Source organism: Thalassolituus sp. ST750PaO-4 (genome assembly GCF_020320405.1).
GTDB lineage: Bacteria > Pseudomonadota > Gammaproteobacteria > Pseudomonadales > Oceanobacteraceae > Venatoribacter > Venatoribacter alkanivorans.
The window spans coordinates 89,104-111,925 of sequence record NZ_JABVCB010000005.1 but is presented as its reverse complement, the minus strand read 5'-3'; the positions used below and the strand labels follow the sequence as shown (position 1 = coordinate 111,925).

General features: G+C 50.9%; 21 protein-coding genes. 14 read left to right on the top strand and 7 right to left on the bottom strand.

The features are described 5' to 3' along the window. Positions 1 to 309: 309 nt before the first annotated feature. From HUF18_RS02905 to HUF18_RS02880, 6 genes are all read left to right on the top strand, one after another. Positions 310 to 1,143, top strand: a complete 834-nt coding sequence (locus HUF18_RS02905; protein ID WP_225691072.1) for a hypothetical protein — start codon at positions 310 to 312, stop codon at positions 1,141 to 1,143. Positions 1,144 to 1,249: 106 nt separating this feature from the next. Beyond that, complete coding sequence (locus HUF18_RS02900; RefSeq protein ID WP_225691071.1) at positions 1,250 to 1,987, top strand: endonuclease; 738 nt, start codon at positions 1,250 to 1,252, stop codon at positions 1,985 to 1,987. Between the two features lie 223 nt (positions 1,988 to 2,210). Continuing rightward, on the top strand, positions 2,211 to 3,071 hold the full coding sequence (locus tag HUF18_RS02895) for a hypothetical protein (protein WP_225691070.1): 861 nt from the start codon (positions 2,211 to 2,213) through the stop codon (positions 3,069 to 3,071). A gap of 8 nt (positions 3,072 to 3,079) precedes the next feature. Next, a complete protein-coding gene (locus HUF18_RS02890; protein ID WP_225691069.1) occupies positions 3,080 to 3,868 on the top strand; it encodes a hypothetical protein in 789 nt (262 codons plus the stop codon). Continuing rightward, on the top strand, positions 3,865 to 4,032 hold the full coding sequence (locus tag HUF18_RS02885; protein ID WP_186435843.1) for a hypothetical protein: 168 nt from the start codon (positions 3,865 to 3,867) through the stop codon (positions 4,030 to 4,032). The genes HUF18_RS02890 and HUF18_RS02885 overlap by 4 nt, the downstream gene beginning before the upstream one ends. Positions 4,033 to 4,185: 153 nt before the next feature. Beyond that, complete coding sequence (locus tag HUF18_RS02880; protein WP_225691068.1) at positions 4,186 to 4,974, top strand: substrate-binding periplasmic protein; 789 nt, start codon at positions 4,186 to 4,188, stop codon at positions 4,972 to 4,974. Here HUF18_RS02880 and HUF18_RS02875 read toward each other — a convergent pair. Continuing rightward, positions 4,968 to 5,591 carry a hypothetical protein gene (locus HUF18_RS02875; protein WP_145467906.1) on the bottom strand — a complete coding sequence of 208 codons (624 nt, stop codon included), beginning with the start codon at positions 5,589 to 5,591 and terminating at the stop codon, positions 4,968 to 4,970. The two genes, HUF18_RS02880 and HUF18_RS02875, sit on opposite strands and share 7 nt — an antisense overlap. A 105-nt stretch (positions 5,592 to 5,696) precedes the next feature. Here HUF18_RS02875 and selD point away from each other — a divergent pair, with 105 nt between their 5' ends. The 6 genes from selD (at position 5,697) to HUF18_RS02845 (ending at position 12,047) form a co-directional block, all read left to right on the top strand. Next, a complete protein-coding gene (gene selD, locus HUF18_RS02870; RefSeq protein WP_225691067.1) occupies positions 5,697 to 6,752 on the top strand; it encodes a selenide, water dikinase SelD in 1,056 nt (351 codons plus the stop codon). Continuing rightward, on the top strand, positions 6,749 to 7,846 hold the full coding sequence (gene mnmH, locus HUF18_RS02865) for a tRNA 2-selenouridine(34) synthase MnmH (RefSeq protein ID WP_225691066.1): 1,098 nt from the start codon (positions 6,749 to 6,751) through the stop codon (positions 7,844 to 7,846). The genes selD and mnmH overlap by 4 nt, the downstream gene beginning before the upstream one ends. A gap of 4 nt (positions 7,847 to 7,850) precedes the next feature. Continuing rightward, a complete protein-coding gene (locus HUF18_RS02860) occupies positions 7,851 to 8,714 on the top strand; it encodes a putative selenate ABC transporter substrate-binding protein (RefSeq protein ID WP_225691065.1) in 864 nt (287 codons plus the stop codon). Positions 8,715 to 8,719: 5 nt separating this feature from the next. After that, positions 8,720 to 9,397: an ATP-binding cassette domain-containing protein gene (locus HUF18_RS02855; RefSeq protein WP_225691064.1), complete on the top strand. Its 678-nt coding sequence runs from the start codon at positions 8,720 to 8,722 to the stop codon at positions 9,395 to 9,397. Next, positions 9,387 to 10,916: a PhnE/PtxC family ABC transporter permease gene (locus tag HUF18_RS02850; protein ID WP_225691063.1), complete on the top strand. Its 1,530-nt coding sequence runs from the start codon at positions 9,387 to 9,389 to the stop codon at positions 10,914 to 10,916. Before HUF18_RS02855 ends, HUF18_RS02850 begins: the two co-directional genes overlap by 11 nt. Positions 10,917 to 11,051: 135 nt before the next feature. After that, positions 11,052 to 12,047, top strand: coding sequence for an ABC transporter substrate-binding protein (locus HUF18_RS02845; RefSeq protein WP_222428507.1), 996 nt, complete (start codon positions 11,052 to 11,054; stop codon positions 12,045 to 12,047). A 61-nt stretch (positions 12,048 to 12,108) separates the two neighbouring features. Here the strand turns inward: HUF18_RS02845 and HUF18_RS02840 are convergent, their stop codons facing one another. From HUF18_RS02840 to HUF18_RS02825, 4 genes are all read right to left on the bottom strand, one after another. Beyond that, the gene (locus tag HUF18_RS02840) at positions 12,109 to 12,426 is read right to left on the bottom strand and encodes an antibiotic biosynthesis monooxygenase family protein (protein WP_225691062.1); all 318 of its coding nucleotides are present in this window, start codon (positions 12,424 to 12,426) and stop codon (positions 12,109 to 12,111) included. A gap of 195 nt (positions 12,427 to 12,621) precedes the next feature. Further along, entirely contained in the window at positions 12,622 to 14,010 is a 1,389-nt protein-coding gene (locus tag HUF18_RS02835; RefSeq protein ID WP_145467917.1) for a TRAP transporter large permease, read from the bottom strand. Then, positions 14,000 to 14,539, bottom strand: a complete 540-nt coding sequence (locus tag HUF18_RS02830; protein ID WP_225691061.1) for a TRAP transporter small permease subunit — start codon at positions 14,537 to 14,539, stop codon at positions 14,000 to 14,002. The genes HUF18_RS02835 and HUF18_RS02830 overlap by 11 nt, the downstream gene beginning before the upstream one ends. Positions 14,540 to 14,601: 62 nt before the next feature. After that, entirely contained in the window at positions 14,602 to 15,651 is a 1,050-nt protein-coding gene (locus HUF18_RS02825; protein ID WP_145467921.1) for a TRAP transporter substrate-binding protein, read from the bottom strand. Positions 15,652 to 15,936: 285 nt separating this feature from the next. Between HUF18_RS02825 and HUF18_RS02820 the strand changes: the two genes are divergently transcribed. Further along, positions 15,937 to 19,419 (top strand): hybrid sensor histidine kinase/response regulator, encoded by a 3,483-nt coding sequence (locus tag HUF18_RS02820; protein WP_225691060.1) that lies wholly within the window; start codon positions 15,937 to 15,939, stop codon positions 19,417 to 19,419. 124 nt (positions 19,420 to 19,543) lie between these two features. Here the strand turns inward: HUF18_RS02820 and HUF18_RS02815 are convergent, their stop codons facing one another. After that, positions 19,544 to 20,536: a DUF4062 domain-containing protein gene (locus tag HUF18_RS02815; RefSeq protein WP_225691059.1), complete on the bottom strand. Its 993-nt coding sequence runs from the start codon at positions 20,534 to 20,536 to the stop codon at positions 19,544 to 19,546. A 172-nt stretch (positions 20,537 to 20,708) separates the two neighbouring features. After that, a complete protein-coding gene (locus HUF18_RS02810) occupies positions 20,709 to 21,320 on the bottom strand; it encodes a response regulator transcription factor (RefSeq protein WP_145467926.1) in 612 nt (203 codons plus the stop codon). A gap of 310 nt (positions 21,321 to 21,630) precedes the next feature. Here HUF18_RS02810 and HUF18_RS02805 point away from each other — a divergent pair, with 310 nt between their 5' ends. Then, positions 21,631 to 22,725, top strand: a complete 1,095-nt coding sequence (locus tag HUF18_RS02805; protein ID WP_225691058.1) for a DcaP family trimeric outer membrane transporter — start codon at positions 21,631 to 21,633, stop codon at positions 22,723 to 22,725. The last annotated feature ends 97 nt before the right edge of the window (positions 22,726 to 22,822 follow it).

The window sequence follows — 22,822 nt, the reverse complement described above, 5'->3', positions numbered from 1 at the left end:
TGCCTGCCGGGACCTGCCAGGCCCCTCCCAACACTCTGTTGCGCATTTGCATCAATCCCTTATGAAGGGCCTGACAGCGCTGCAGCTCCCGTTGTTGCTGATATTTTACATTGTTCTGGCAGGTGGATCAGGCTGTTCTGGCAGGCGTTGTTACGCCTCTCTATAGCGGCTGTTAAGGTGCGCGCGAATGAGACTGGCTGGTATCTCTTTGTGGCCTTTGGCTTCACTCCGGTGTTGTTCATCGGGCATAAGGCTCCCCGGTACCGCCGGTCTCTGCTGTTCACACCTTCTTTTTCCTGGTAGTTACTTATGTTGTTAAAATCTCTGCGCCAGCGGATGGCCCTGCTGTTGACGCTGCTGGCGTCGGCTTTTTTCTCGTTTTCTGCTCAGGCGGTCACCACTCTGCGTACGCAGGGGCAGTGGTATGGCTACTGGGGCTGGAACAATGCCACGTATTCCAACAGTGATATTCACTTTAAAGGCGATGATCACGATTTCACGCTGTACGGCGTTAAAGCCCGCGACCGTCAGAATCAGGTGTCGTGGAATGAAGTTTTCCACTCTTATCTGAATCCCGGCCGGCTGACGATTCCACAGTACAACTGGCGTGTTGGTTATTTTGTTGCCGATAACTGGTCGGTATCGCTCGGTTTTGATCATATGAAGTATGTGATGGTGCAGGATCAGACCGTCGATATCAGCGGTACTATTAATCGTCCCGGGTTTGAGCGCACCGACCCGGCCCGTGGTCAGCAGAAGCTCAGCGCTGATTTTCTCGATTATGAGCATACCGACGGCTTTAACATGATCTCGCTGGAAACCGAGCGTTTTCTGCCGCTGTGGTCCTGGGGCAATAAAATGGATCTGGCGGTATTTGCCGGTTTGGGTGCCGGCATTCTGTATCCGAAAAGCAACGTTAAACTGCTTAGTGGCGAACGTAATGATGAGTGGCATGTCGCCGGTTATGCCACCACGGTTAAAGTGGGTGTTGAAGCCACGCTGTGGAAAGGCTTCTTTTTCCGTTTCCTCGGTAAATATGGGCATGCCGATATGGATGATGTGCTGACCAGCAATAAAGGCGATAAAGCCGATCAGAGTTTTTACTTTGATGAATATATTGGCGCATTCGGTTATCGCTTCTGAGGCTGAGGCTGCTTAAATGAGCTGGCTTTACGCACGCTCACACGGCAAACCGTGACCCCTCCGGGCGGCAGTGATACATTGCGCGCTGCGAAACCGGAGGGCAAAAATGATCATGCGTTTTACTGTCAGGCAGTGTGCGGTTGCCCTGCTGTTATTCTGTTGTTTACCTCTGCAGGCAGCGCAGGCCAGTCAGGCCGATGACCGCCAGTCCGGTCCGCAATCCTTCCGTGAAGCCAAGCGTATGGCGGCTAAGCTGTACGCCAGTCTGCCGGGTGGCCAGCGCACCTTTTATTGTGACTGTGCTTTCTCCGGCAAAGATATTGATGCTTCGGCCTGCGGCTACAGTGCGCGTAAAAATGCCAAACGCGGTGCGCGGCTGGAATGGGAACATGTGGTTCCAGCCTGGGAGTTTGGCCATCAGCTGCAGTGCTGGCAAAACGGTGGCCGTAAAAACTGCAGTAAAAACGATGCGCAATTCCGCCGTATGGAAGCCGACCTGCACAATCTTGTGCCTGCTGTTGGCGAGTTAAACGGTGACCGTTCCAACTTCCGTTTCGGTATGCTCGAAGGTGAGCCGCGTGTCTATGGCCGCTGTGATTTTGAAGTGGATTTCAAACTGCGCCGTGCCGAGCCGAAAGACGACCGCCGCGGTGATGTGGCGCGGATTTATTTCTATATGCGTGACCGCTATGGCCTGAAAATCAGCCGCCAGCAAACCCAGCTGTTTAATGCCTGGCATAAGCTGGATGCGGTGGATGATGCCGAACGTGAGCGTGACCGCAGGGTCAGCGCGTTGCAGGGGAATGGTAATTGTTATGTGCGCAGTTGTGATAATAAAAAGTAATAACTATCGGGTTTGATAACAGCAAATGAAAGGGGTCATTCCAGCGTTATCCTGCGCCACCGGAGGTTGAGCATTATAAGGCCTGTATTGTCATTTCTGCGCGGTAGACATTCCTGATAGTGCGCAGTAATCTGGCTGCGATCAGTGGTGCAGGGAAAGCATCAGCAGTGCCCGGATATTTTCCGCACCGGCCAATAAACTGCCATTTATCAAGGAAGAGACCATGCCGAATTTTAATTCTGCCATCGATACAGCCGCCCGCTTTGGCGACATCCCTTTTGTTGAATTTACCCAGGAACTGATTACCGGCGTGTTCGATTCGCTGGTCGAGGCGCATATTCTGCAGGTTGAAGAATATGCCGAATTTGTTCAGACCCTGACGCAGGATTTATCCAGTTATATCAACAACACCAACGACGGTGTCAGCTTTGATGAAATCAGCGATTTTGTGCTCAAGTACGAATTGCCGACCCTCAGTGAAACCGAACTGGAAGCCGTACTGAACAGTCTGGAAGCGCCATCAACATCCTCGCCGGTTAATGCGGCCCAGCCAGCCACAACCGATACCTGGTGGGGTGGGTTGATGAATGCACTGGCGCCGGCGGTGGATTCGCTGGTCGATAAAATTGCCGACCCGTCACAGCACGATGATCTGCAGGCACTGTCTGCCTATAACAATGGTGTTACCAGTACACTGCCGAATTATCAGCAGATTCACGATGCTATTGCCTCGCTGATTTCTTCGAATAAATACAGCGTACTGCAGAATATGGCGCAGCAGGGGATGATGCGTCTGGTGGTAACCGAAGGTGAAATCGAAACCAAGATTACCTTCTCCACCTGGCAGGAACGGGAAAGCACACTGGAAACCAAAAACAAAACCCGTGCGCGCCAGGCCAGCAGAACCAAACTGCGCAAAGGTGCTTTGGGCGCTTTCAAAAAAGCCAGACGCAAAGAGCGTCAGCGTCAGGTGACGGTGAATACCGCCAAGAGTTACCAGCGCGATACCAGCGGCACCAAGGTCGATATTTTTGGCCGTGTGCTGATCCGCTTTAAAACCGATTATGCGCCGCTGAACGGGTGAGGTGATTTGTGTCTGACTTTCAGTATGTCAGTCTTGGTTTTGCGGAGTTTGTCGGCCAGCTGCTGACCGAAACTTTTGAAGCCACCATTAACGCGCAGCAATACCAGCTGCGCCGTTATGCTGAACTGCAGGCGGCAATCGATCTGCCCGACGAGCAGTTTCTGCTGCAGTTCATCGATCCGCAGCTGGTGCTCACGCGCGAAACACTCATTGCCGGTAGCCCTATTGCCCGGCAGATGATTGTTCCGCCCGAGCGGCAGGCGTTTATTCTGGAACTGACCGAAGAGTTTGAGGAAGAGTCGGTTATCTTTAAAAACCGTCTGACCAACTATGGCTTTGAAGCATTGCGCGCAGTAATTGATGAGCAGCTGGTGGCTGAACAAAAAGCCAGCCTGCAGGCGCTGCTTAATCGTATGGAGCAGGCGCGGCTGGTGGTCGACAGTGGTGAAATTAATGCCAAGCTGGAGCTCAGCAGCCTGTATCAGACTGCGAGCGATGCAACCGCCGAAACGGCAGCGGGCAATGATGGTAAGACCGCAGTCAGTGACGTTAAGCGTCTGGCGGCATCCGATGCAGTGCTTAATACGACGCTGGTCAACAGCACGCTGAGCAGCGGAGTAAAAGAGCTGGTGAATGCTGAAACACTGGAGAAGACTCTGTTTCTCGATGGCGCCACGCTGGATAAAACCCTCGCGGCCACAGCCGACAGTCCGGTACGCATCAGTGCCAAGCCCCTGCCCAGCAGCACCAGCAGTTCGGTGTATTCGCAGGTCACTATCCGTTTTAAAACCGTATGACGCCGGCACAACAGCAGCAATTGCAGTTACTGCTGGCGGAACTGGCGCGTCTGGGTCCGGTGGCCGAAGCCTGGCTCAGACGTCAGCCTGATAAAGTCATCAGCATCGAAGTTCATACTCCCGGCTTACCTCCTCTGACCGTGGAATGGCAACGCTCATCCTGAGTGATATTTGTCAGCGGTCATTCCTGTATTTTGCCTTCCATCTCCTAACGCTGAACTATTGTTTTTTTAACATTGTTTGCGGCTGTGCGGCTGCTGAACACAAGCCATGGCCGATGGATTGGTCCGTCGACCGGTATGTAACAGGAGGTGGTTATGCGTGCGTGGTGTTTTTGTGTCTTGCTTGGGCTGGCGCTTAACGCCGGCGCCGATTCTGTGGCCGGGTTTACGGCCAGTCATATCAAAATGGTGAACGTGGTGGCACCGGAATGGCCGGAGTTTACCAATAAAGATGGCACCGGCCTGTACTGGGATATTCTGCGCGCGGTGTACGAGCCGGCCGGCATCCGCGTTAAACCGGCAACGGTGCCCTGGAACCGGGCGCTGAAGATGGTAACCGAATACCGGGTGTATAACGCCATCATCGGAGAGACCCGCAACAGCAGTGAACCACTGCTTTATCCCCGTTATGCCATCGATGTGGAATACCTGTCGGTTGTTTACCCACTCAAGGCCCGCATAACCTGGAAGGGGCTTGATACGTTAAAAGACAAAACCGTGGGCTGGATGAAAGGCTATGACGTAATTCCCGGCAAACAGCGTAATTTTAAACTGCGTGAATTCCGCACTACAGCTGAAGGGCTGCAATGGTTACAGCAGGGTAAGATCGACATGATGGTGGATGAATGGGATGCCATTCAGCTGGCGCTGGAAGAGGCCGGTGTGGGCATGGATTATTTTGAGATACAGGATGTGCCCTACGGCCGCGATGTGTATGTCGCCTTTGCTGAAGGGCCGGTGTCGGAGTATCTGATCAGCGAATATAACCGCCGTATTCCCGAGCTGATCGCCAGTGGTGAGCTGCAGGCGCTGTACGACAAATGGCAGGCGGGCGAAATGCCCGCGCAGGTAAAGGCACTGATGAAAACGGCCAGCGCTCAGTAGGTCAGGCCAGCACCCATAATCGGCATGCAAGCGGAGCTGCCACCCAATTCGAGGCAGGTGGCACCAAGATTAAAGGTGATCCGCTTGCGGTGTATTTTCATGCCGACATCAGCTTGCCAGTACGAGTAAACGCTGCTGTCTGAAACAATGTCGAACCACAGATCGTCTTTATCTTCGCTCGACAGGTTGTCTGGCCCATCCCAGTAAACCCGGTTATAGCGCAGATTACCGTACCACTCCGCCTTACCTTTGCTGTAGCTGAACAATGGCCCCAGATAGAAGCCCTTGCTGTTCGCCAGATCGGTGGCACTGAACAGCCCGGCCAATCCGGCTACTGACCAGCCCTGTGCCTGATTTAACAGACTGTGCTTAATCCATATGGATTGGTTTATGGTGATCTGCTGTTCAATGGCGACACCGGCGTCAGTGTTCTCCCCCAGAGCCGCTGCGAAACTGACAGAGGTTGCCGGTGCGACATAGGCGCTGAGCTGGACATTACCTTTGCCCAGTGAGCGGGCGCTGGTCGGGGTTGTCAGTGGCGCGACAGAACATGCACTGAGCGTTATCACTGCCAGACTGAGGATTGGCAAAAGAAGCGTAGGGCGTTGGAAATTCATCGTGGTTTGCAGACCGGTAAAGGCAAAGGCGGCGGATCATACTCCCTGTGCCTGAACGGTACATTAACGTATCATTCGGCCCCAGTTTTCTTTACCGGGGGCAATATGAGTTCACAGGTTTCTGCCGACAATATCCGTCTGACCGAATACAGCCATGGCGCCGGATGCGGCTGCAAAATATCACCTAAAGTGCTCGACAGCATTCTTGCCTCGCAGCTGACATTGCCCACCGATGCCAATCTGCTGGTGGGTAACAGCAGCAAAGACGACGCCGCCGCTTACGATATCGGTAACGGTCAGGTGATTTTAAGCACCACCGATTTCTTTATGCCCATTGCCGATGATCCCTTCGATTTTGGCCGTATCGCCGCGACCAATGCCATCAGCGATATCTACGCCATGGGTGGCAAACCGTTAATGGCGATTGCGATTCTTGGCTGGCCGGTGAATGTGCTGCCGCCTGAAGTCGCACAGCGCGTGGTCGACGGTGGCCGTCAGGCCTGCGCCGATGCCGGCATTATGCTGGCCGGTGGTCACAGTATTGATTCGCCGGAACCGATTTTTGGTCTGGCAGTGACCGGTCTGGTACAGAAAGACAAACTGAAGCAGAACAACACCGCAACCGCAGGCTGCAAACTCTATCTGAGCAAGCCACTGGGTGTGGGCATTCTGACCACCGCCCAGAAGCAGAAAAAACTGCGCCCGGAGCATGAATTTCTTGCCCGTGACGTGATGTGCCAGATGAATAAAGTCGGCGCCGAAGTCGCACAGCTTGAGGGTGTGGAAGCCATTACCGACGTTACCGGTTTTGGTTTAATGGGGCACCTGCTGGAAGTGTGCGAAGGCAGTGGTGTGAATGCGGTGTTGTACGAGCAACATATTCCGCTGTTGCCACCGGTACGCGACTATATTGCCCAGGGTTGTCTGCCCGGCGGCACCACGCGTAATTTTGATTCCTATGGCGATAAACTGGCGCCGTTAAACGACGAGCAGAAAGCGCTGTTCTGCGATCCGCAAACCAGCGGCGGTTTATTAATTGCCGTACAGCCAGAGCAAGCCGCAGCGCTGGAACAGGTATTAACAGCCGCCGGGGTATACGCACAGTGCATTGGTGAATTAACCGCCGCACGCAGCGATTACCGTGTCGAGGTTCAGGCATGAGCCGTCCCGATACACAGGATTTTACCCGCCTGTTTTTAACCGACACACCGATGATGGATACCCGCGCGCCGCTGGAATTTAAAAAGGGTGCGTTTCCGCACACCGTCAGCCTGCCGCTGATGACCGATGCCGAACGGGCGAAAGTCGGGACCTGTTATAAACAGCAGGGCCAGGACGCCGCTATTGTGCTGGGCCATCAGCTGGTGGGCGGTAAGGTAAAACAACAGCGGCTGGAGCAATGGCTGGAATTTGCCCGTCAGCATCCTGATGGGTATCTCTATTGTTTCCGTGGCGGCCTGCGCAGTCAGATCGTACAGCAGTGGCTGAAAGAAGCCGGCTGTGATTACCCGCGCATTACCGGTGGCTACAAAGCCATGCGGCGCTTTTTAATTGATACGCTGGAGCGCATTGCGGCCGATGGCCAGTTCCGCGTACTGGCGGGTCATACCGGCTGCGCTAAAACCGATTTATTAAATGCTCTGCCGCACAGTATTGACCTTGAAGGTATTGCCCATCATCGCGGCAGCACTTTTGGCAAACGCCCGGCCGGGCAACCATCGCAGATTGATTTTGAAAACAAACTCGCGGTGGCGTTATTGCGTCAGGATCATGCGCATCCGGGGCGTCGTATTCTGCTCGAAGACGAAAGCATGCTGATTGGCCGCTGTGCGATTCCGGAATGTCTGCGTCTGCGTATGCTGGCCGCGCCACTGATTATTGTTGAAGCCTCGCTGGAACAGCGGGTTGAGCACAGCTTCCGTAATTATATTCTGCATAAACTGCAGGAGTGGCAGCAGGCTGAAGGCGAAGAAGCAGGCTTTGCGGCTTTCCGCGATGACCTGACCAAATCGCTGCAGAAAATTCAGCGTCGCCTTGGTGGTGTGCGCTATCAGCAGCTTGACGATTTGTTGCAGCAGGCACTGAACGAACACGAGCAAACAGGCGATAACAGCCTGCACCGCGAGTGGATCGGCATTATGCTCAGCGACTATTACGACCCGATGTACGAGTACCAGCTGACGCAGAAAAAAGGCCCGGTTGAATTCCGTGGTTCAGCGGCTGAGATTAACGACTACCTGAAAAATAATGAGTAAAACCATGAAAAAGACCTTTAAGTTTGCCGCAGCAGCAGGCCTGCTGCTCAGTGCCTTTTCCGCATTCGCCGATACCTTCGTATTTACCGCCATTCCAGATGAAGATGAATCGCGCTTACAGCAACGCTTTAATAAAGTGGCCGATTATCTTTCGGCACAGACCGGCGCTGAGGTGAAGTACATTCCGGTAAAATCCTACGCCGCCGCCATTACCGCATTCCGTAACGATCAGGTACAGCTGGCCTGGTTTGGTGGTTTATCCGGCGTGCAGGCGCGTAAGCTGGTGGCCGGTTCTGAAGCCATTGCTCAGGGCTATGAAGATCAGTTCTTTAAAACCTATTTTATTGCCAATAAAAGCGCGGGCCTGAATGCAGAAGAAACACTCTCTGCGGCACTGAAAGGCAAAACCTTTACCTTTGGTTCCAAAGGTTCTACTTCCGGCCGTTTAATGCCGGAGTTTTATCTGCGCGAACAATTTAACGCAGCACCAGAGGATATTTTCTCGCGCGTTGGTTTCTCCGGCGATCACAGCCGTACCATTGCTCAGGTGCAGTCCGGTGCTTATCAGGTCGGTGCGGTTAATTACACCGTCTGGGATAACGAGCTGGCGGCCGGCAATATCGACCCGGAAAAAATTCAGGTGATCTGGACCACACCAACCTATCCGGATTATCAGTGGACTATCCGTGGTGATGTGGATGCCCGTTTCGGCAACGGCTTTAAAGAAAAAATGCGCAAAGCCCTGCTGGAAATGAAAGATAAAGACCTGCTCGCCAGCTTCCCGCGTGAATCTTTTGTACCGGCCAGTAACGACGATTACGCGCCGATTGAAAATACCGCCCGTGCGATTGGCCTGCTGGAAGACTGATAACCATGAGTGTGAACGCGGATGCCGCTATCCTGTTTCAGTTACAGCAGTTTGATCTGACGCTGGGTAAGCACCGCGTTCTTCATGACATTAACCTGACTGTTCGTCAGGGCGAAAAAATAGCCATTATCGGCCCCTCCGGTGCCGGTAAATCCAGCCTGCTGGATGTTCTGTACCGCCAGCAGCCACAGCAGATTGCCCTCTGCCCACAACAGGGCGGGCTGGTGGATATGCTGTCGGTGTATAACAATATTTTTATGGGCGGGCTGGAGCGCCACAGCAGTGTTTATAATCTGCTGAATTTAATCCGCTCATTTAATACCCCACGTGCCGAAATTCAGCAGCTGTGTAACGAGCTTGGGTTAGAAGATAAACTCTGGCATTCGCCAGACCGGTTATCCGGTGGGCAACGTCAGCGCGTGGCCGTTGGGCGTGCGCTGTATCGTAAGCAGCCGGTATTTCTTGGCGATGAACCGGTCTCTGCCCTCGACCCGCTGCAGGCCGAAAATATTCTGCAGTTATTAATCAAACGTCATAATACCCTGCTGGTCAGCCTGCATAACCGCCGTCTGGCACTTGCCCATTTTGATCGTGTGCTGGCGTTGCGCGCAGGTGAACTGGTTTACGATGGTCCGGCCGCAGCATTAACCAGCAACGATCTGGACGCTTTTTATGCGTCCTGATAACGACGCTTTAATACTGCTGAACCGTTTACCCGGCGTGCGCCCGGCACACAGCAGCGGTCGTCGTTTGCGCCGTATTTCCCTGTTATTTATTGCGATTGCCCTGGCTTGTATATTTCTGGCCGATCTGGCGCTTTATCCGACTGACCCATGGCGTGAACTTGGACGTATTGGCTGGGGCTTTATTACTCCCTACTGGGCTGACAGCAGTACGCTGTTCAGTGCGCTGGGCCAGACCGTTGCCTTTGCCTTACTGGCACTGATCATTTCAGTACCGCTGGGCTTAATGCTGGCGGTGTTTTATCACTGGCGGCCGGTGCGTATGCTGGCGGCGGCGGTACGTTCGGTACACGAAATATTCTGGGGGCTGTTATTTATGCAGCTCTATGGCCTCAGTGCCACCACCGGCTTGCTGGCGATTTTAATTCCTTATACCGGTGTATTTGCCAAAGTATTTGCCGAAATGTTTGATCGCCAGGCGCCAGAGCCTGCGCTGGCTGTTTCACCTTTCAGCAGCCGCATCAGCCGCTATGTCTACACTTTAATTCCACAGAGTCTGGGCGAGATGCGCAGCTACTGCCGCTATCGTTTTGAGTGTGCATTACGCTCCAGCGCCATTCTTGGTTTTATTGGTTTGCCAACACTTGGCTTTCATCTGGAAACCGCTTTTAAACAGGGGCAATACAGCGAAGCCGCGGCTTTGCTCTGGGTGTTTTTTATATTAATTGCCAGTATCCGCTTCTGGTTACGTGGCTGGTTATTACCTGTCTATGCGGCATTGGCGCTCTGGTTGTTACCCCAGTCGCCGCCACTGGGCAGCAGCTATGCGTGGCAGTTTATCAGTCAGGATATCTGGCCACGGGCATTACAGCAGGGTGATCTGAGCGCAGCCGCGACCTGGTACTGGCGCGAATTCAGTCAGGTAGCCTGGCCGGCATTATTGCAGACGCTGTACCTTACCCAGATTGCTCTGGTACTGACCGGTGTGATTGCACTGCTGTGTTACCCGCTGGCCAGTCAGGCGATCAGTGGCAGGGCCATGCGCTGGCCGGGGCGGTTATTACTGCTGATTATGCGCTCTACGCCGGAAATGATGATCGCCTTTATTCTGCTGTTACTGCTCGGGCCTTCCGGCTTACCGGCCGTGCTGGCGCTGGCATTACATAACGGTGGTTTAATTGCGTTCCTGCTCGCCAACCACAGCGAACAGCAGCCACAGCGTGCCGATGATCCGAAGGGGATTAACCGTTACCTGTATCTGCATACGCCACGCTTATATCCGGGGTTTCTTGCCTTTTTATTTTATCGCTGGGAAGTCATCCTGCGTGAAAGCGCGATGATGGGAATTCTCGGTATTGCCACCCTGGGTTTTTATATTGACTCTGCGTTTGAAGAAATCCGTTACGATAAGGCCTTCTTCCTGATTGTGGTCGCCGCGGCACTGAATATTCTGATCGACAGTCTGTCGCGCCGAATCCGCCGCCGGGCCGGTGCAGATTTGTCGGCTGGCGTTGGATAAAAGTCTGGAGTAATTCAGATTCCCGGGCCGCTTTCTTTACCTTCAATTAACCCCTCCTTCACCTACTAAATCAGGATACTGAGGCCAGCAGCCACATGGTTAACTCCGGAGTTAATTTCTGCCGGAGAGAATACTATGGCAATAAGAACAGTAAGCCGTTATATGCTGCTGGCACTCTGTATTGGCTGTGCAACCAGCAATGCCGGGCCGCTGAAACAGGTGGCCGTTATTCAGAGTTATCATCCGCAATATAATTGGGATGCGCAGTATCTGCAGGCACTGCAGGATAATATGGGCGAGAAATGTCAGCTGACGGCATATTCAATGGACACCAAGCAGCTGGCTAAAAGTGACTGGCCGGAAAAAGCTGCCGAAATACAGCAAAGCATACGTCGCCTGGCTCCGGAGCTGGTGATCATTGGTGACGATAATGCATTCTCGCTGATGGCCGAAAGCATTGCCGGAATGGGTATACCAGTGGTCTTTCTTGGTGTTAATGGCGGCCGTGCCCAGTATCCGTTTATCGATAACCCGTTAATTACCGGTGTACTGGAGCGGCCATTCTTTGTGCAGAACGTCCGCCATATGCGTAAGGTTCTGAAACGCGACAAACACTTTCTGATTCTTACCGACGATTCACCGACCATGAATAATGCCATCGGTGAGTTTTTTGGTGATGCCCGTACGATGGTTATTCATGGTACGCAGGTCGATGTGCTGATGACCAATAACCGCGAGCAATGGCTGCATGCAATAAGCTCTGCTTCTGAGCGCGGTATTGATGCTGTTATTGTCGGCACCCATCACACCATTCACGATCATAACGGGCAGCATGTCAGCCCGGATGCGCTGATGAATGAAGCCTGGGGACAGGCGAAAGTGCCGATTTTTTCACTGTGGGATATTTTTGTTGGTGAGCATAAAGCCGCCGGTGGCTTTACCGTCTCGGCTTATCAGGAAGGCGTTACTGCTTCACGTCTGGCAATGATGATTCTTAACGGCACTCCGATATCCAGTATTAAGCCTCTGAATTCACTCAGTGGTCATTATGTTTACAGCCGTAAAGGTATGCAGCACTGGAACATTCACCTGTCGTCGCTGACGGCTTCGCAGACTACCTTTATTGAATAAATCCGGCATGTTTCCGCTGAGCGGCTCAGAGTAAACATTTTTACTGTTACCTGATGCCGCATTACATTCCGTATTCTCGTTCCACTCTTGCTATCCGCACCCGAAATCTGCAATACCATTGCCCGCGGCCAAGACGTTGTGCTTCTTTATGATCGGCGTCGTTCTTCCAGCGATGGATAGCCTCAAGACTGTCCCAGTACGATACCGTAATACCCAGACCTTCCCTTGCTGATTCAATACCAAGAAATCCCGGCTGTCTTGCTGCTGTTTCAATCATGCGTGCAGCCATCTCAGCGTAACCGTTATCTCCTTCGGTGCGGTGACTGCTGAAAATAACAGCGTAGTAGGGTGGCTCGGGGGTTTGGGCTATTTTCGGCATAACAGACTCCTGCGTATGTAATATTCACTGTCGGGACAGTAAATACATGACGGTAATGTGCGCCTGCAGGAAAGTAAATATCATGGAATGGGCAGCAGCGTCTTTTGCTGATTGCCTGTATTTTTCCGGAAGGAAAGATTTAAAAGATTGGTATATCCCCGGAAACCAAAAGCTTCCGGGGATAGCAGCGTCGGCTTACTGACCGTAAACCATGGCCGGGAACCAGTTCACCAGTGACGGGAACATAATCAGCAGTGTCAGGCCCAGTAACTGCAGTACGATAAACGGAATAACACCACGGTAAATTGTACCGAGTTTGATTTCTGGCGGGCATACACCCTTCAGATAAAACAGTGCAAAGCCAACCGGTGGTGTCAGGAAGGATGTCTGCAACGTCACGGCAACCAGCATGACAAACCACACCATAATCGGCTGATCAATCACACCATAGCCATTAATCGAAATTTCCAGAGCATTAATTACCGGAGCGACCAGCGGTAATACAATCAGTGTAATTTCAATCCAGTCGAGTACAAAACCCAGCAGAAAAACAATGCCCAGCACAAACAGAATGATGCCATAAGGGCCAAAGGGCAAAGAGGTCAGGAAAGATTCAATGTACTCATCACCACCCAGCTCGCGCAGCACCAGCGCAAACATGGTTGCACCGATAAAGATCGCAAAAATATAACCACTGACGCTGAAAGTATTGTGCAGGCATTCACGCACCACATTGATACTCAGACGGCCGTTATGCCAGGCCAGAAGAATCGCGGCGGCGGCACCAACAGCAGACGCTTCGGTTGGCGTTGCTATACCGGTAAAAATACTGCCCAGCACCGCAATAATCATCAGCAGTGTGGGGAGCACGGAACGCATAACGTTAACCCAGACTCTCCATGTTACCGGCTGTACATCTTCTGCCAGTGGCATGGAATGCGGGCGGATGATGCCCCAGCCCAGCACATAGACAATATACAGCACGCCCAGCAGAAGACCGGGGACGACGGCTCCCATAAACAGATCACCGACAGACAGTGCCAGCTGATCCGCCATAATAACCAGCATAATGCTGGGCGGAATCAGAATGCCCAGTGTGCCAGCGCTGGCAACGGTACCAACGGCAACGGTTTTACAGTAGCCCTGTTTGAGCATAGCGGGTAGTGACATTACCCCCAGCAGCACAACAGAAGCACCGACAATACCGGTAGAGGCGGCCAGAATAATCCCGATCAGAATAACCGTAATAGCCAGACCGCCACGTACCCGGCCAAATAATTCCTGAAAGGACTGCATCAGGTTTTCTGCCGCGCCGGATTTATCCAGCATATTTCCCATAAAAATAAACATGGGTAGCGCAACCAGAATCCAGTTGTCCATGATCTTATAAATACGGCTGACGACCAGACCGATGGAGTTAAAGTCGATACCTATCATGGTATCGAGATACATGTCGCTCATATACGCCAGAGCGGCAAACAATGTGCCGACACCACCCAGAACCCAGGCAATAGGAAATCCGGAAAAAAGCAGAAGGATAAAGCTGGCGAACATCGCCACTATCAGAATTTCATTAATTTCCATAGTTATTACCCCGTATCAGTAATACAGACTCGCGATACAGATGGTTGATAAAGGTAAGCATCATCAGGCCGACTGAAACAGGGATCATCGACTTGATCAGCCAGCGCCAGGGCAGACCGGCAGGGGCGAGAGAGCGCTCATTGATGCGCCAGGATTCGGCAACAAAATCCAGACTGTGAATAAACACGACGAACAGAAAAGGCATCGCCAGTAACAGAATTCCGGCTATTTCAGTCATGCTTTTCGCTCTGGCAGAAAAGCGTGCCTGCAGGACATCTACCCGTACATGACTGTTGGTCGCCTGTGCGTAAATAACACCAAAAAGTACGCCAATGGCATACAGGTGCCATTGCAGTTCTTCCAGTGCAATCAGGCCGGCGCTGAAACCACGGCGCAGGGTTATCTGCAACAGAATAACGGCAATAAGAATGGCGTATACCCAGGACAGGTATTCGCAGCTTTTACGTAATACACGATCGACCGCATCCGCCAGCAGCACGGTCGAAGGTGGCCGGAGATCATTATTCATAACATTACCCGTTTAAAAACAGAAATACCGGCACAGGGTTCTGTGCCGGTTTAAGGCAGGATTCAGTCGCGGTTGATAAAGGCGCGGCTTGACCAGAGTTTGTAGTTGTCGCGGAAGTTTTTCAGATCGTCATAAACCACGGCAAAGGTCGGATCTTTACGCTGTTCCTGAACCACCTCTTCCCATGCTGAACGGAACTGATCCATCATTTCTTTTGGCCAGGTACGGATTTCTACACCACGGACTTCGGCATTTTTCTTCATGGCTTCAAACTGAATGTACTCAGATTCCGCTACGGAGTTGGTTACGGATGCCTTACAGGTTGTGGAAATCTGTGCGCGCTGGCTATCGCTCATGCCGTTCCAGGTATCTTTGTTGATCAGCAGTTCGAATACCGTGGCCTGCTGATGCCAGCCAGGGAAGTAGTTATATTTAGCCACTTTATAGAAGCCCAGCTTTTCGTCGATGGCTGGCTGTGAGAATTCGGTGGCATCAATTGCGCCTTTTTCCAGAGCACCAAAAATTTCACCACCCGGAATCAGAGAGGTAGAGACTCCCAGTTTCTGCATAACTTCGCCGCCAAGGCCGTAGAAACGCATATTCAGGCCTTTAAGATCATCGACGCTGTTTACCGGTTTTTTAAACCAGCCGGATGTTTCCGGACTGATCAGGGCGCAGGGCTCAACGTGTACGTTGTAGCCGCCGTCATCGTACATTTTCTGGTACAGCTTCAGGCCATTGCCGTAATACATCCAAGCGGCAAACTCCGGAGCTTCAGGGCCGAACGGAATGGTAGAAAAGATTGCAGCAGCCGGCATTTTTCCTGCCCAGTAACCGGCAATAGAATAACCGGAGTTCACTTTACCGCTGGACACTGCATCCAGAATCTCCAGTGGCGCAACCAGTTTTCCCGGCTCGTAAATTTTCATTTTAATCTGACCGCCGGATACCAGAGGCAGCTGCTCAGATACCCAGGTGATCGGGGTTCCAAGGGCCGGCAGGTTGGAGCCGAAAGCAATGGGTGTTTTCAGTAATACAGGTTTTGCATGAACCGCAGCGGCACAGAGTACAAGAGCGGAAGCCGTCAGTAATGGCTTGATCATGGTTTTCATATCAGACTCCGGATTTATTATTTTCCTTTAATCTGAAAAGTCAGTTATCTGACAGATCAGGATTAAAAAAACTATATGAACCGGTTGGCTTTCACTCCATCCTTCTTTGGTAGGGACAATTAAAATAAGTGCAATACCTACTAAAGTAGGTGGCGGGCAGTCAGATATCGCCATGCACAAAAAAATACGGAAATAGTCAGCCATAATTGTCACTATATCTGTGACGAAACGCCGGGCCTGTTATATGGTGCAGGGGCGGACTGAAAGAATAAGATGAGGTGCCACTTGATCGATTATCTGAGCAGTATATGGCTGGTTGGTCTTATTTCTTTGGCTTATGTGGGTTTTCTGTTTGTTCTGGCTATTCTGGGTGACCGTATCCGGAAGTCTTCATGGCAGCCCTATGTATACAGCCTGACTCTGGCAATATTCTGTACCACCTGGGCCTTCTATGGAACGGTTGAGCAGACCGTTCGGCATGGCTGGCTGCTGGCACCAACCTACCTGGGCGCGATTGTTTTAATTACCGTCGGCTGGAAAATCCTTGATCGTATTATTCAGATTGCCCGGCAGGAAAACAGCACCACCATATCGGATTTTATTTCAGCACGCTTTGGTCATAGCCGTGGACTGGCTGTACTGATTTCGGTACTCAGTATTCTTGGCATAGTGCCTTACATTGCCCTGCAGCTTAAGGCGGTATCGGGAAGCTTTCAGATTATTACTGACACCACCTCTGTTCAGCTCAGCTGGTACAGCGATCCGACACTGTTTATTGCTGCCGTTATGGCCATTTTCAGTATTCTGTTTGGTACCCGCACAGTGGACTCGAGTGAAAGCCATCAGGGCATGATGCTGGCTATTGCCTTTGAATCGCTGGTGAAATTATTTGCCCTGAGTGCCGTGGGTATTTTTGCGGTTTATGGTTTGTATGATGGCTTCGGCGATCTGTTCAGCAAAGCATTAGCCAATGAACACCTGCACAAAGTACTGACTACCTACGAGAACCCAAGCGTTTATCTTACCCATGCTCTTATCGGTGGTATTGCGATTATTGCTTTGCCGCGCCAGTTTCACGTCGCTGTGGTGGAGTACCGCAGTGAGCAGGATTTAAAAACAGCACGCTGGATGTTTCCGCTGTATTTGTTGCTGATTAACCTGTTTCTGCTGCCGCTGGCACTGGCTGCATTTATGCACGGCGATGTGCTGGAATCCTTTAACTTTATTACTTTACAGCTGCCATTGGCATTTGGTCAGACTGAGCTGGCCACCTTTGCCTATGTTGGTGGCTTGTCGGCCGGCACCTCGATGGTGATTATTGCTTCTATCACCCTGGCCACCATGATCTGTAACGAAATCATTATTCCATTGCTGATCAAGCTGCGTCTGCAGGGCGACTCGCGGGATATTAAAGAGCGCGTACTGAATATCCGCCGCATTGCCATTGTTATTGTTATGGCTTTTGCTTTTGTTTATTACCGTATGTTGTCGCAGTTCCATAGCCTGTCGGAAATCGGTCTTCTGTCGTTTACCGCTATTGCTCAGTTTGCCCCTCCGATTCTGATTGGTCTGATATGGCAGGGAGCGAACCGCATGGGCGCTTATGCCGGTTTGCTGAGTGGATTTCTGTTGTGGTTTTACTGTTTGTTCTTACCTGTATTAGCTAATGCAGGCTGGGTTCACAGCGGTTTTATGGATGGCCCTTTCGGGCTTGAGTTTTTACGTCCCCAGGCATTGCTTGGCTTTGATAATATGAACCCGGTGGTGCATGGCACCTTCTGGAGTTTGATGGCCAATACTCTGGCTCTGGTAATATTCTCGCTGTATTACAAACCGGGTTTCTCTGATATTGAGCAGGCGCAACGCTTTGTTGAACCTTTTTCCGGGCAGCGTAATGTCGCTCCACGGCGTTATGCAATCCGTACCGATGATCTTAAAGCACTGCTGCAGCGCTTTATTAATCCGGCAAAAATCGATGCCCTGTTTAAAGACTTTTCCAATCCGGTAACCGGGCGGCTGATTACCCGTGGCGTGGTCAGCGAATCGATGCTGAAAGCGGCCGACCGCTTACTCAGTTCTGTGCTTGGTCGGCGTGGCTCCGATTTGCTGTTGCACAATCTGGTGGATGATAAATCGCCGCAATTCGCCCACCTGAACAGCCTTATGGAAGAGGTGAGCGAAGTTGTACTGTTTAACCGCGACCTGCTTAACTCCGTGCTGCACAGTCTGGTGCAGGGCATTACTGTCGTCGATGAAAATCATAACCTGGTGGCCTGGAATCAGCGCTTTGCCAATCTTTATGATTTTCCCCCGGGTTATTTATACGTAGGGCTTTCTGCAGAAATGGTGGTGCGCTTTATTGCCCGCTCCGGTGGTTATGGTGAAGGTGATGTGGAAGCTCAGGTGCAGATGCGCATGAGCGAGATTGAAAACCGAATGTCGCTGCATTATGTACGCCGCGCCGCCGATCGCCGTTATATTGAATTAATCGGTAATCCGATCTCAACCAACCTGTATATCACGGTATACAGTGATATTACCGAATACCGCAATATTGAAGATGAGTTGCGTAAGGCCAACGAAATTCTGGAAGACAGGGTTGAGGAACGGACGCAGGAGCTGACGGCTCTTAATGCTGACCTGCAGCGTGCCAACCGTAATAAAACCCGCTTTCTGGCCGCAGCCGGTCACGATCTGGTACAGCCGCTGAATTCGGCGTCGTTATTTTCTGCATCCATCATCAATAAGTTACAGAAAGCCGCAAGCCGCTGTCCGGAACTCAGCACCGATATTCTGCCGGTAGCACAGAATATGGAACACTCACTCAGCTCTGCGGAATCGCTGCTGAATGAGCTGCTGGAAATATCCAAACTGGATGCCGATATTGTGCGTGCCAATGTGCAGATATTCCGCCTGTCTTCTGTCTTACGCTCGTTGGTTGAAGAATTCCGGCCGTTATTTCAGCGCAAAGGTATTGAGTTACGTTTTATTGATTGCCAGCTGATGGTCGAGTCAGATCCTGTACTGCTACGCCGTATTCTGCAGAACCTGCTGGCCAACGCATTACGCTACACCGATCGTGGCCGTGTACTGATCGGCGTCCGCCGCAGTCGTGATCATGTGCGCCTGCAGGTACTGGACAGTGGCCGTGGTATTCCGCCGGATGACCTGCATATGATTTTTGAAGAATTTCACCGGGTCGAAAGTCAGGGAGATAATGGCAGTAAGGGGCTGGGCCTGGGGCTGTCGATTGTGCAGCGTATGTGCAAACTGTTACAGCACCCGGTTCAGGCGCAGTCTGAACTTGGCCGTGGCAGTGTCTTCACAATGGCTATTCCTATTACTGAGCAGCTGCCTGAGCCGGAAACTCCTGCCGCAGCACAGGTCAGTTTATCGACGGATCAGCTGATTCTGTGTATTGATAATGAGCGGCAGATTACCGAAGGCATGAGTGAGCTGCTCTCTGACTGGGGTTATCAGGTTGTGGCCGCAATTAACGACGAAGAAGCGCTACAGAAGCTGCAGGGGCGTACTCCGGCATTGGCGATTGTTGATTATCATCTGGACTTCGGTAAAACCGGACTGGACGCTATGGCCGCACTGCAACCACACTGGCAGCAGCCGGTACCTTGTCTGGTCATTACCGCCGACTATACCGACGAAGTAAAAGAACGCATTCAGGCGCTGGATTATCAGCTGCTGAAAAAACCGGTTAAGGCGATGGCGTTGCGTGCGGTGTTAAATCAGATAATGGGGTATAGAGAGTAGAAAATGTCACATGGAACTGGCAATAGAAGCACTAGCGCCGGATGGCGCTAGGAGTCAAAGTTGTACATTAAACAAAACTACCCGGTCACCAGTTTTTTAATTAATAACCAAAGGTTTATAAAAACTACTCAAAATCCAGCCTGCTTTTACCAAGAATAGACCTTCCGTTATTTATCCTATCCACAACATCTGGATTTCTTTTCCAATGATCTACCGCCGCGTCTGCATTCACAAACCCAGAAGAAATTTCTCCCAACATTTCTGCGAGGTTCTCTAAGGATTTTGCGCTACCATATGCCTCTATTACTTCTTCCAAATTGAGATTTCCGAAGTCAACAAGCTCCCTAACCAATGATATACTAGAAAACTCGCGAATGACCTTTTCTTCGAGCAGCTTCTTATGTTCACTCTTAATAATTTCCTGAGCTTTTTCTGGAGTGCTTAAACTTGAAACGACCTCTTCCAAGTATCTTTGAAGTGAAGTATTAATAGCTGAAAGTTCAGCAACTTTATCATTTAATGAGAGCAGCTGTTTACTTTCTGATCTCCTATTGATTAGTTCTCTAAAATACCCAGACCACTGTTCTTTTAACCAGCTTTCAATTTCATTGTAGTGACTAAATTGATAGACAGGATTGTTGCGGCGTCTAGATAAAATTATATCAAGAAATCTAAATACATTGACTGAATCAACATGCGCATAATCAATATTCTTATTATTTTTATTCTTCCTATATGTTTCAAATTCAGACATAACCTGACTTTCTACGAGAATATACATAGGTATTTCACGTTTTGCCGCAGACTCATACTCTTTCTTTGTAATGCTTTCATAACGTTCGTAGAAGTCTCCACTTAATTCTGTTCTATCATCGCTGGCCAATGATCCATAGCGACCGCCGACGATAAGAACAAATATATCTGCAGTAGATGCTTCGCGATAGCAAGATTCATCAAGAGGAATATCAGGGTCGTATGCGATTCGCCCATTTTCTGATAACGTTGGTTCATAACCCATTCTTTCAACGAATCCTTCAATTGAAGATCGAACGTACTTTAAATCGTAGAAGGTAGAGCTAATGAACACTCTCAATTTTGCCATTTTATCGACATCCATTTAAACAAAAATTACTGATTGATTACATACTGTACAGCATAAGGAATTAAGTCAATAAAGGAAGTAGGATGCTATTGTAGCTGAATGAAGCAAAGAGCTAGAGGCTTTGCCAGGGGAAATCTTCAACTGGTCCTTCTTTGGGCGGCATGCACCGCAAAAATATCCGTTAGCATCAATCCGGAATCGCCAACTCCTGCACAATCAGCGCAGCCTGAGTGCGGTTATTAATATTCAGTTTTCGGAAAATATCGCTGATATGGGATTTAACCGTGGTTTCTTTGATATTCAGGGCGTAGGCAATCTGTTTGTTCAGTGCACCCTCGGCAATAAACTGTAATACGCGTAATTGCTGCGGTGTGAGCTGGCGCAGTTTTTCGGCCAGATCAGATTTCGTGTGGCTGAATTCGGGAAAGCTGATACCACCTGAAAAAATATGCTCAACGGCAGCGCGGATCTCCACTGGTGATGATGCCTTGGGAATAAATCCCAGCGCCCCCATGCTGCGGATACTGCCGATAACAGACTGGTCTTCGCTGGCGCTGACAACAGCAACCGCCAGTTGCGGGTGCTCACTGCGAATACGCATTAACCCCATAAGGCCATTGTTGCCGGGCATTTTTAAATCGAGTAACAACAGATCGGTATCGCCTGAGCGCAGGTTTTCCTGAACCTGATCGAAAGTCTCACATTCGCTGATGTTGCAGGGTTCTTTCAGCTCGGCAAGCGCACCACGCAACGCTGTACGGAACAGCGGATGATCGTCCGCAATAAGTATCTGATACATGGGCCCGCCTTGTTTTTATCGTTATCCGGCTATGACTCTAACCGTCGTCCTGACCTGCAGGCAATACACTAACACCCCCTCTACCTACTAAAGTAGGTTGTTTTGGTAACGAATTTTCAATGATAAGTACGGTCTGGCGCAGATTGGCATTTTCTGCTCATAAACCACAACAGTCCCTACTATTTTACGGGATACCCGTTACTTTCCCCGCCCTATATTAATCGTGCTCCGCAGGAATTACCTGCACTGTGCGGATACAGACTGGTTGTTTGTGATCCGTAATTTCACATCATCTAAAGGGTAGGAAGACATGATGCAAAATAACAATAAGGCCAACCGTCTGGCGCTGGCGGTATGTACTGCAGCTCTGTTTGGTGCGGTTGCCGCACAGGCGGAAGTTAAAACTGAAAATACCTTCAGCGGCTATGTAAAAGCAGACATGCTGTTTAATTCTGAAAATGACGCCACGGGTGGCTTGCGGGAGCAGGCGCTGCTGACACTGAATGCCGATGAAGCCGATGATGAAGAAGGCGATCTGTATATGTCAGCCTGGGAATCACGCCTGAATTTCACCTCAAAAAGCACCGGTACTCCGGTGGGTGATCTGAAAGCAGTGATTGAAGGCGATATGTATTCGGGCCCGAGCCAGAATGTGTTTAACCTGCGTCATGCCTATATGCAGCATAATAACCTGACCATCGGTCAGACCTGGTCCACCTTTATGGATCTGGGCGCGCTGGCCGAAACAGCTGATTTTGGTGGCCCGGCAGCACGTATTTTTACCCGTCAGCCTCTGATCCGTTACAGCGTCCAGATGGGTGATGCGACTCTGGATCTGGCAGCAGAAAAACCGAAAAACTCCGCAGACCCGGTAATGCCGGATCTGGTGGCTAAATACACCATGAAAACTTCTTTTGGTCATCTGTCTGCCGGTGTATTAGCGCAGCAACTGAATGACGATACCGGCGTTAAAGACGATTCTGCAATGGCCCTTGCGGCACGTTTTTCCGGACGGGTTAATCTGGGAGGAGATAACGTTAAATTTGCAGTCATCTCCGGTCAGGGGCTTGGTGGCTATATGAACTTTGGTGATGTAGCAGCCTATGATTTCTCTGGCGACAGCATTGAACTGTCGGAACAGACCGGCTTTAAAGTCGCCTACCAGCATGTATTTACCGATACCCTGCGTTCTACCCTGCGCTATGCCCAGACCAGCAGCGAAATTGACGGTAAAGACATGGGTGATTTCAGCTCGGTACATGCCAACCTGATTTACAACCCATACAAGCCATTAAGCTATGGTGCCGAAATTATTTCTGCGACCAAGGCCAAGGCTGAAGGTAATGCCCAGACTGAAGACCGCAAACTCAGTCGTCTGCATCTGTTCGCCAAACTGGCATTCTGATGTTCTTTACTGAGCCGGGGATTTGTCTCCCCCGGCTCAGATTTTTCGCGCCCGTCGCATCCCCTGGCATTGTTTGTGTCAGCTCTCCTTCCTTATT

Bases quoted from the DNA above. Each gene is read 5' to 3' on its own strand.
- HUF18_RS02905 (WP_225691072.1), top strand. From the start codon at position 310: ATGTTGTTAAAATCTCTGCGCCAGCGGATGGCCCTGCTGTTGACGCTG.
- HUF18_RS02900 (WP_225691071.1), top strand. From the start codon at position 1,250: ATGATCATGCGTTTTACTGTCAGGCAGTGTGCGGTTGCCCTGCTGTTA.
- HUF18_RS02895 (WP_225691070.1), top strand. From the start codon at position 2,211: ATGCCGAATTTTAATTCTGCCATCGATACAGCCGCCCGCTTTGGCGAC.
- HUF18_RS02885 (WP_186435843.1), top strand. From the start codon at position 3,865: ATGACGCCGGCACAACAGCAGCAATTGCAGTTACTGCTGGCGGAACTG.
- HUF18_RS02880 (WP_225691068.1), top strand. From the start codon at position 4,186: ATGCGTGCGTGGTGTTTTTGTGTCTTGCTTGGGCTGGCGCTTAACGCC.
- HUF18_RS02875 (WP_145467906.1), bottom strand. From the start codon at position 5,591: ATGAATTTCCAACGCCCTACGCTTCTTTTGCCAATCCTCAGTCTGGCA.
- selD (WP_225691067.1), top strand. From the start codon at position 5,697: ATGAGTTCACAGGTTTCTGCCGACAATATCCGTCTGACCGAATACAGC.
- mnmH (WP_225691066.1), top strand. From the start codon at position 6,749: ATGAGCCGTCCCGATACACAGGATTTTACCCGCCTGTTTTTAACCGAC.
- HUF18_RS02860 (WP_225691065.1), top strand. From the start codon at position 7,851: ATGAAAAAGACCTTTAAGTTTGCCGCAGCAGCAGGCCTGCTGCTCAGT.
- HUF18_RS02855 (WP_225691064.1), top strand. From the start codon at position 8,720: ATGAGTGTGAACGCGGATGCCGCTATCCTGTTTCAGTTACAGCAGTTT.
- HUF18_RS02850 (WP_225691063.1), top strand. From the start codon at position 9,387: ATGCGTCCTGATAACGACGCTTTAATACTGCTGAACCGTTTACCCGGC.
- HUF18_RS02845 (WP_222428507.1), top strand. From the start codon at position 11,052: ATGGCAATAAGAACAGTAAGCCGTTATATGCTGCTGGCACTCTGTATT.
- HUF18_RS02840 (WP_225691062.1), bottom strand. From the start codon at position 12,426: ATGCCGAAAATAGCCCAAACCCCCGAGCCACCCTACTACGCTGTTATT.
- HUF18_RS02835 (WP_145467917.1), bottom strand. From the start codon at position 14,010: ATGGAAATTAATGAAATTCTGATAGTGGCGATGTTCGCCAGCTTTATC.
- HUF18_RS02830 (WP_225691061.1), bottom strand. From the start codon at position 14,539: ATGAATAATGATCTCCGGCCACCTTCGACCGTGCTGCTGGCGGATGCG.
- HUF18_RS02825 (WP_145467921.1), bottom strand. From the start codon at position 15,651: ATGAAAACCATGATCAAGCCATTACTGACGGCTTCCGCTCTTGTACTC.
- HUF18_RS02815 (WP_225691059.1), bottom strand. From the start codon at position 20,536: ATGGATGTCGATAAAATGGCAAAATTGAGAGTGTTCATTAGCTCTACC.
- HUF18_RS02810 (WP_145467926.1), bottom strand. From the start codon at position 21,320: ATGTATCAGATACTTATTGCGGACGATCATCCGCTGTTCCGTACAGCG.
- HUF18_RS02805 (WP_225691058.1), top strand. From the start codon at position 21,631: ATGATGCAAAATAACAATAAGGCCAACCGTCTGGCGCTGGCGGTATGT.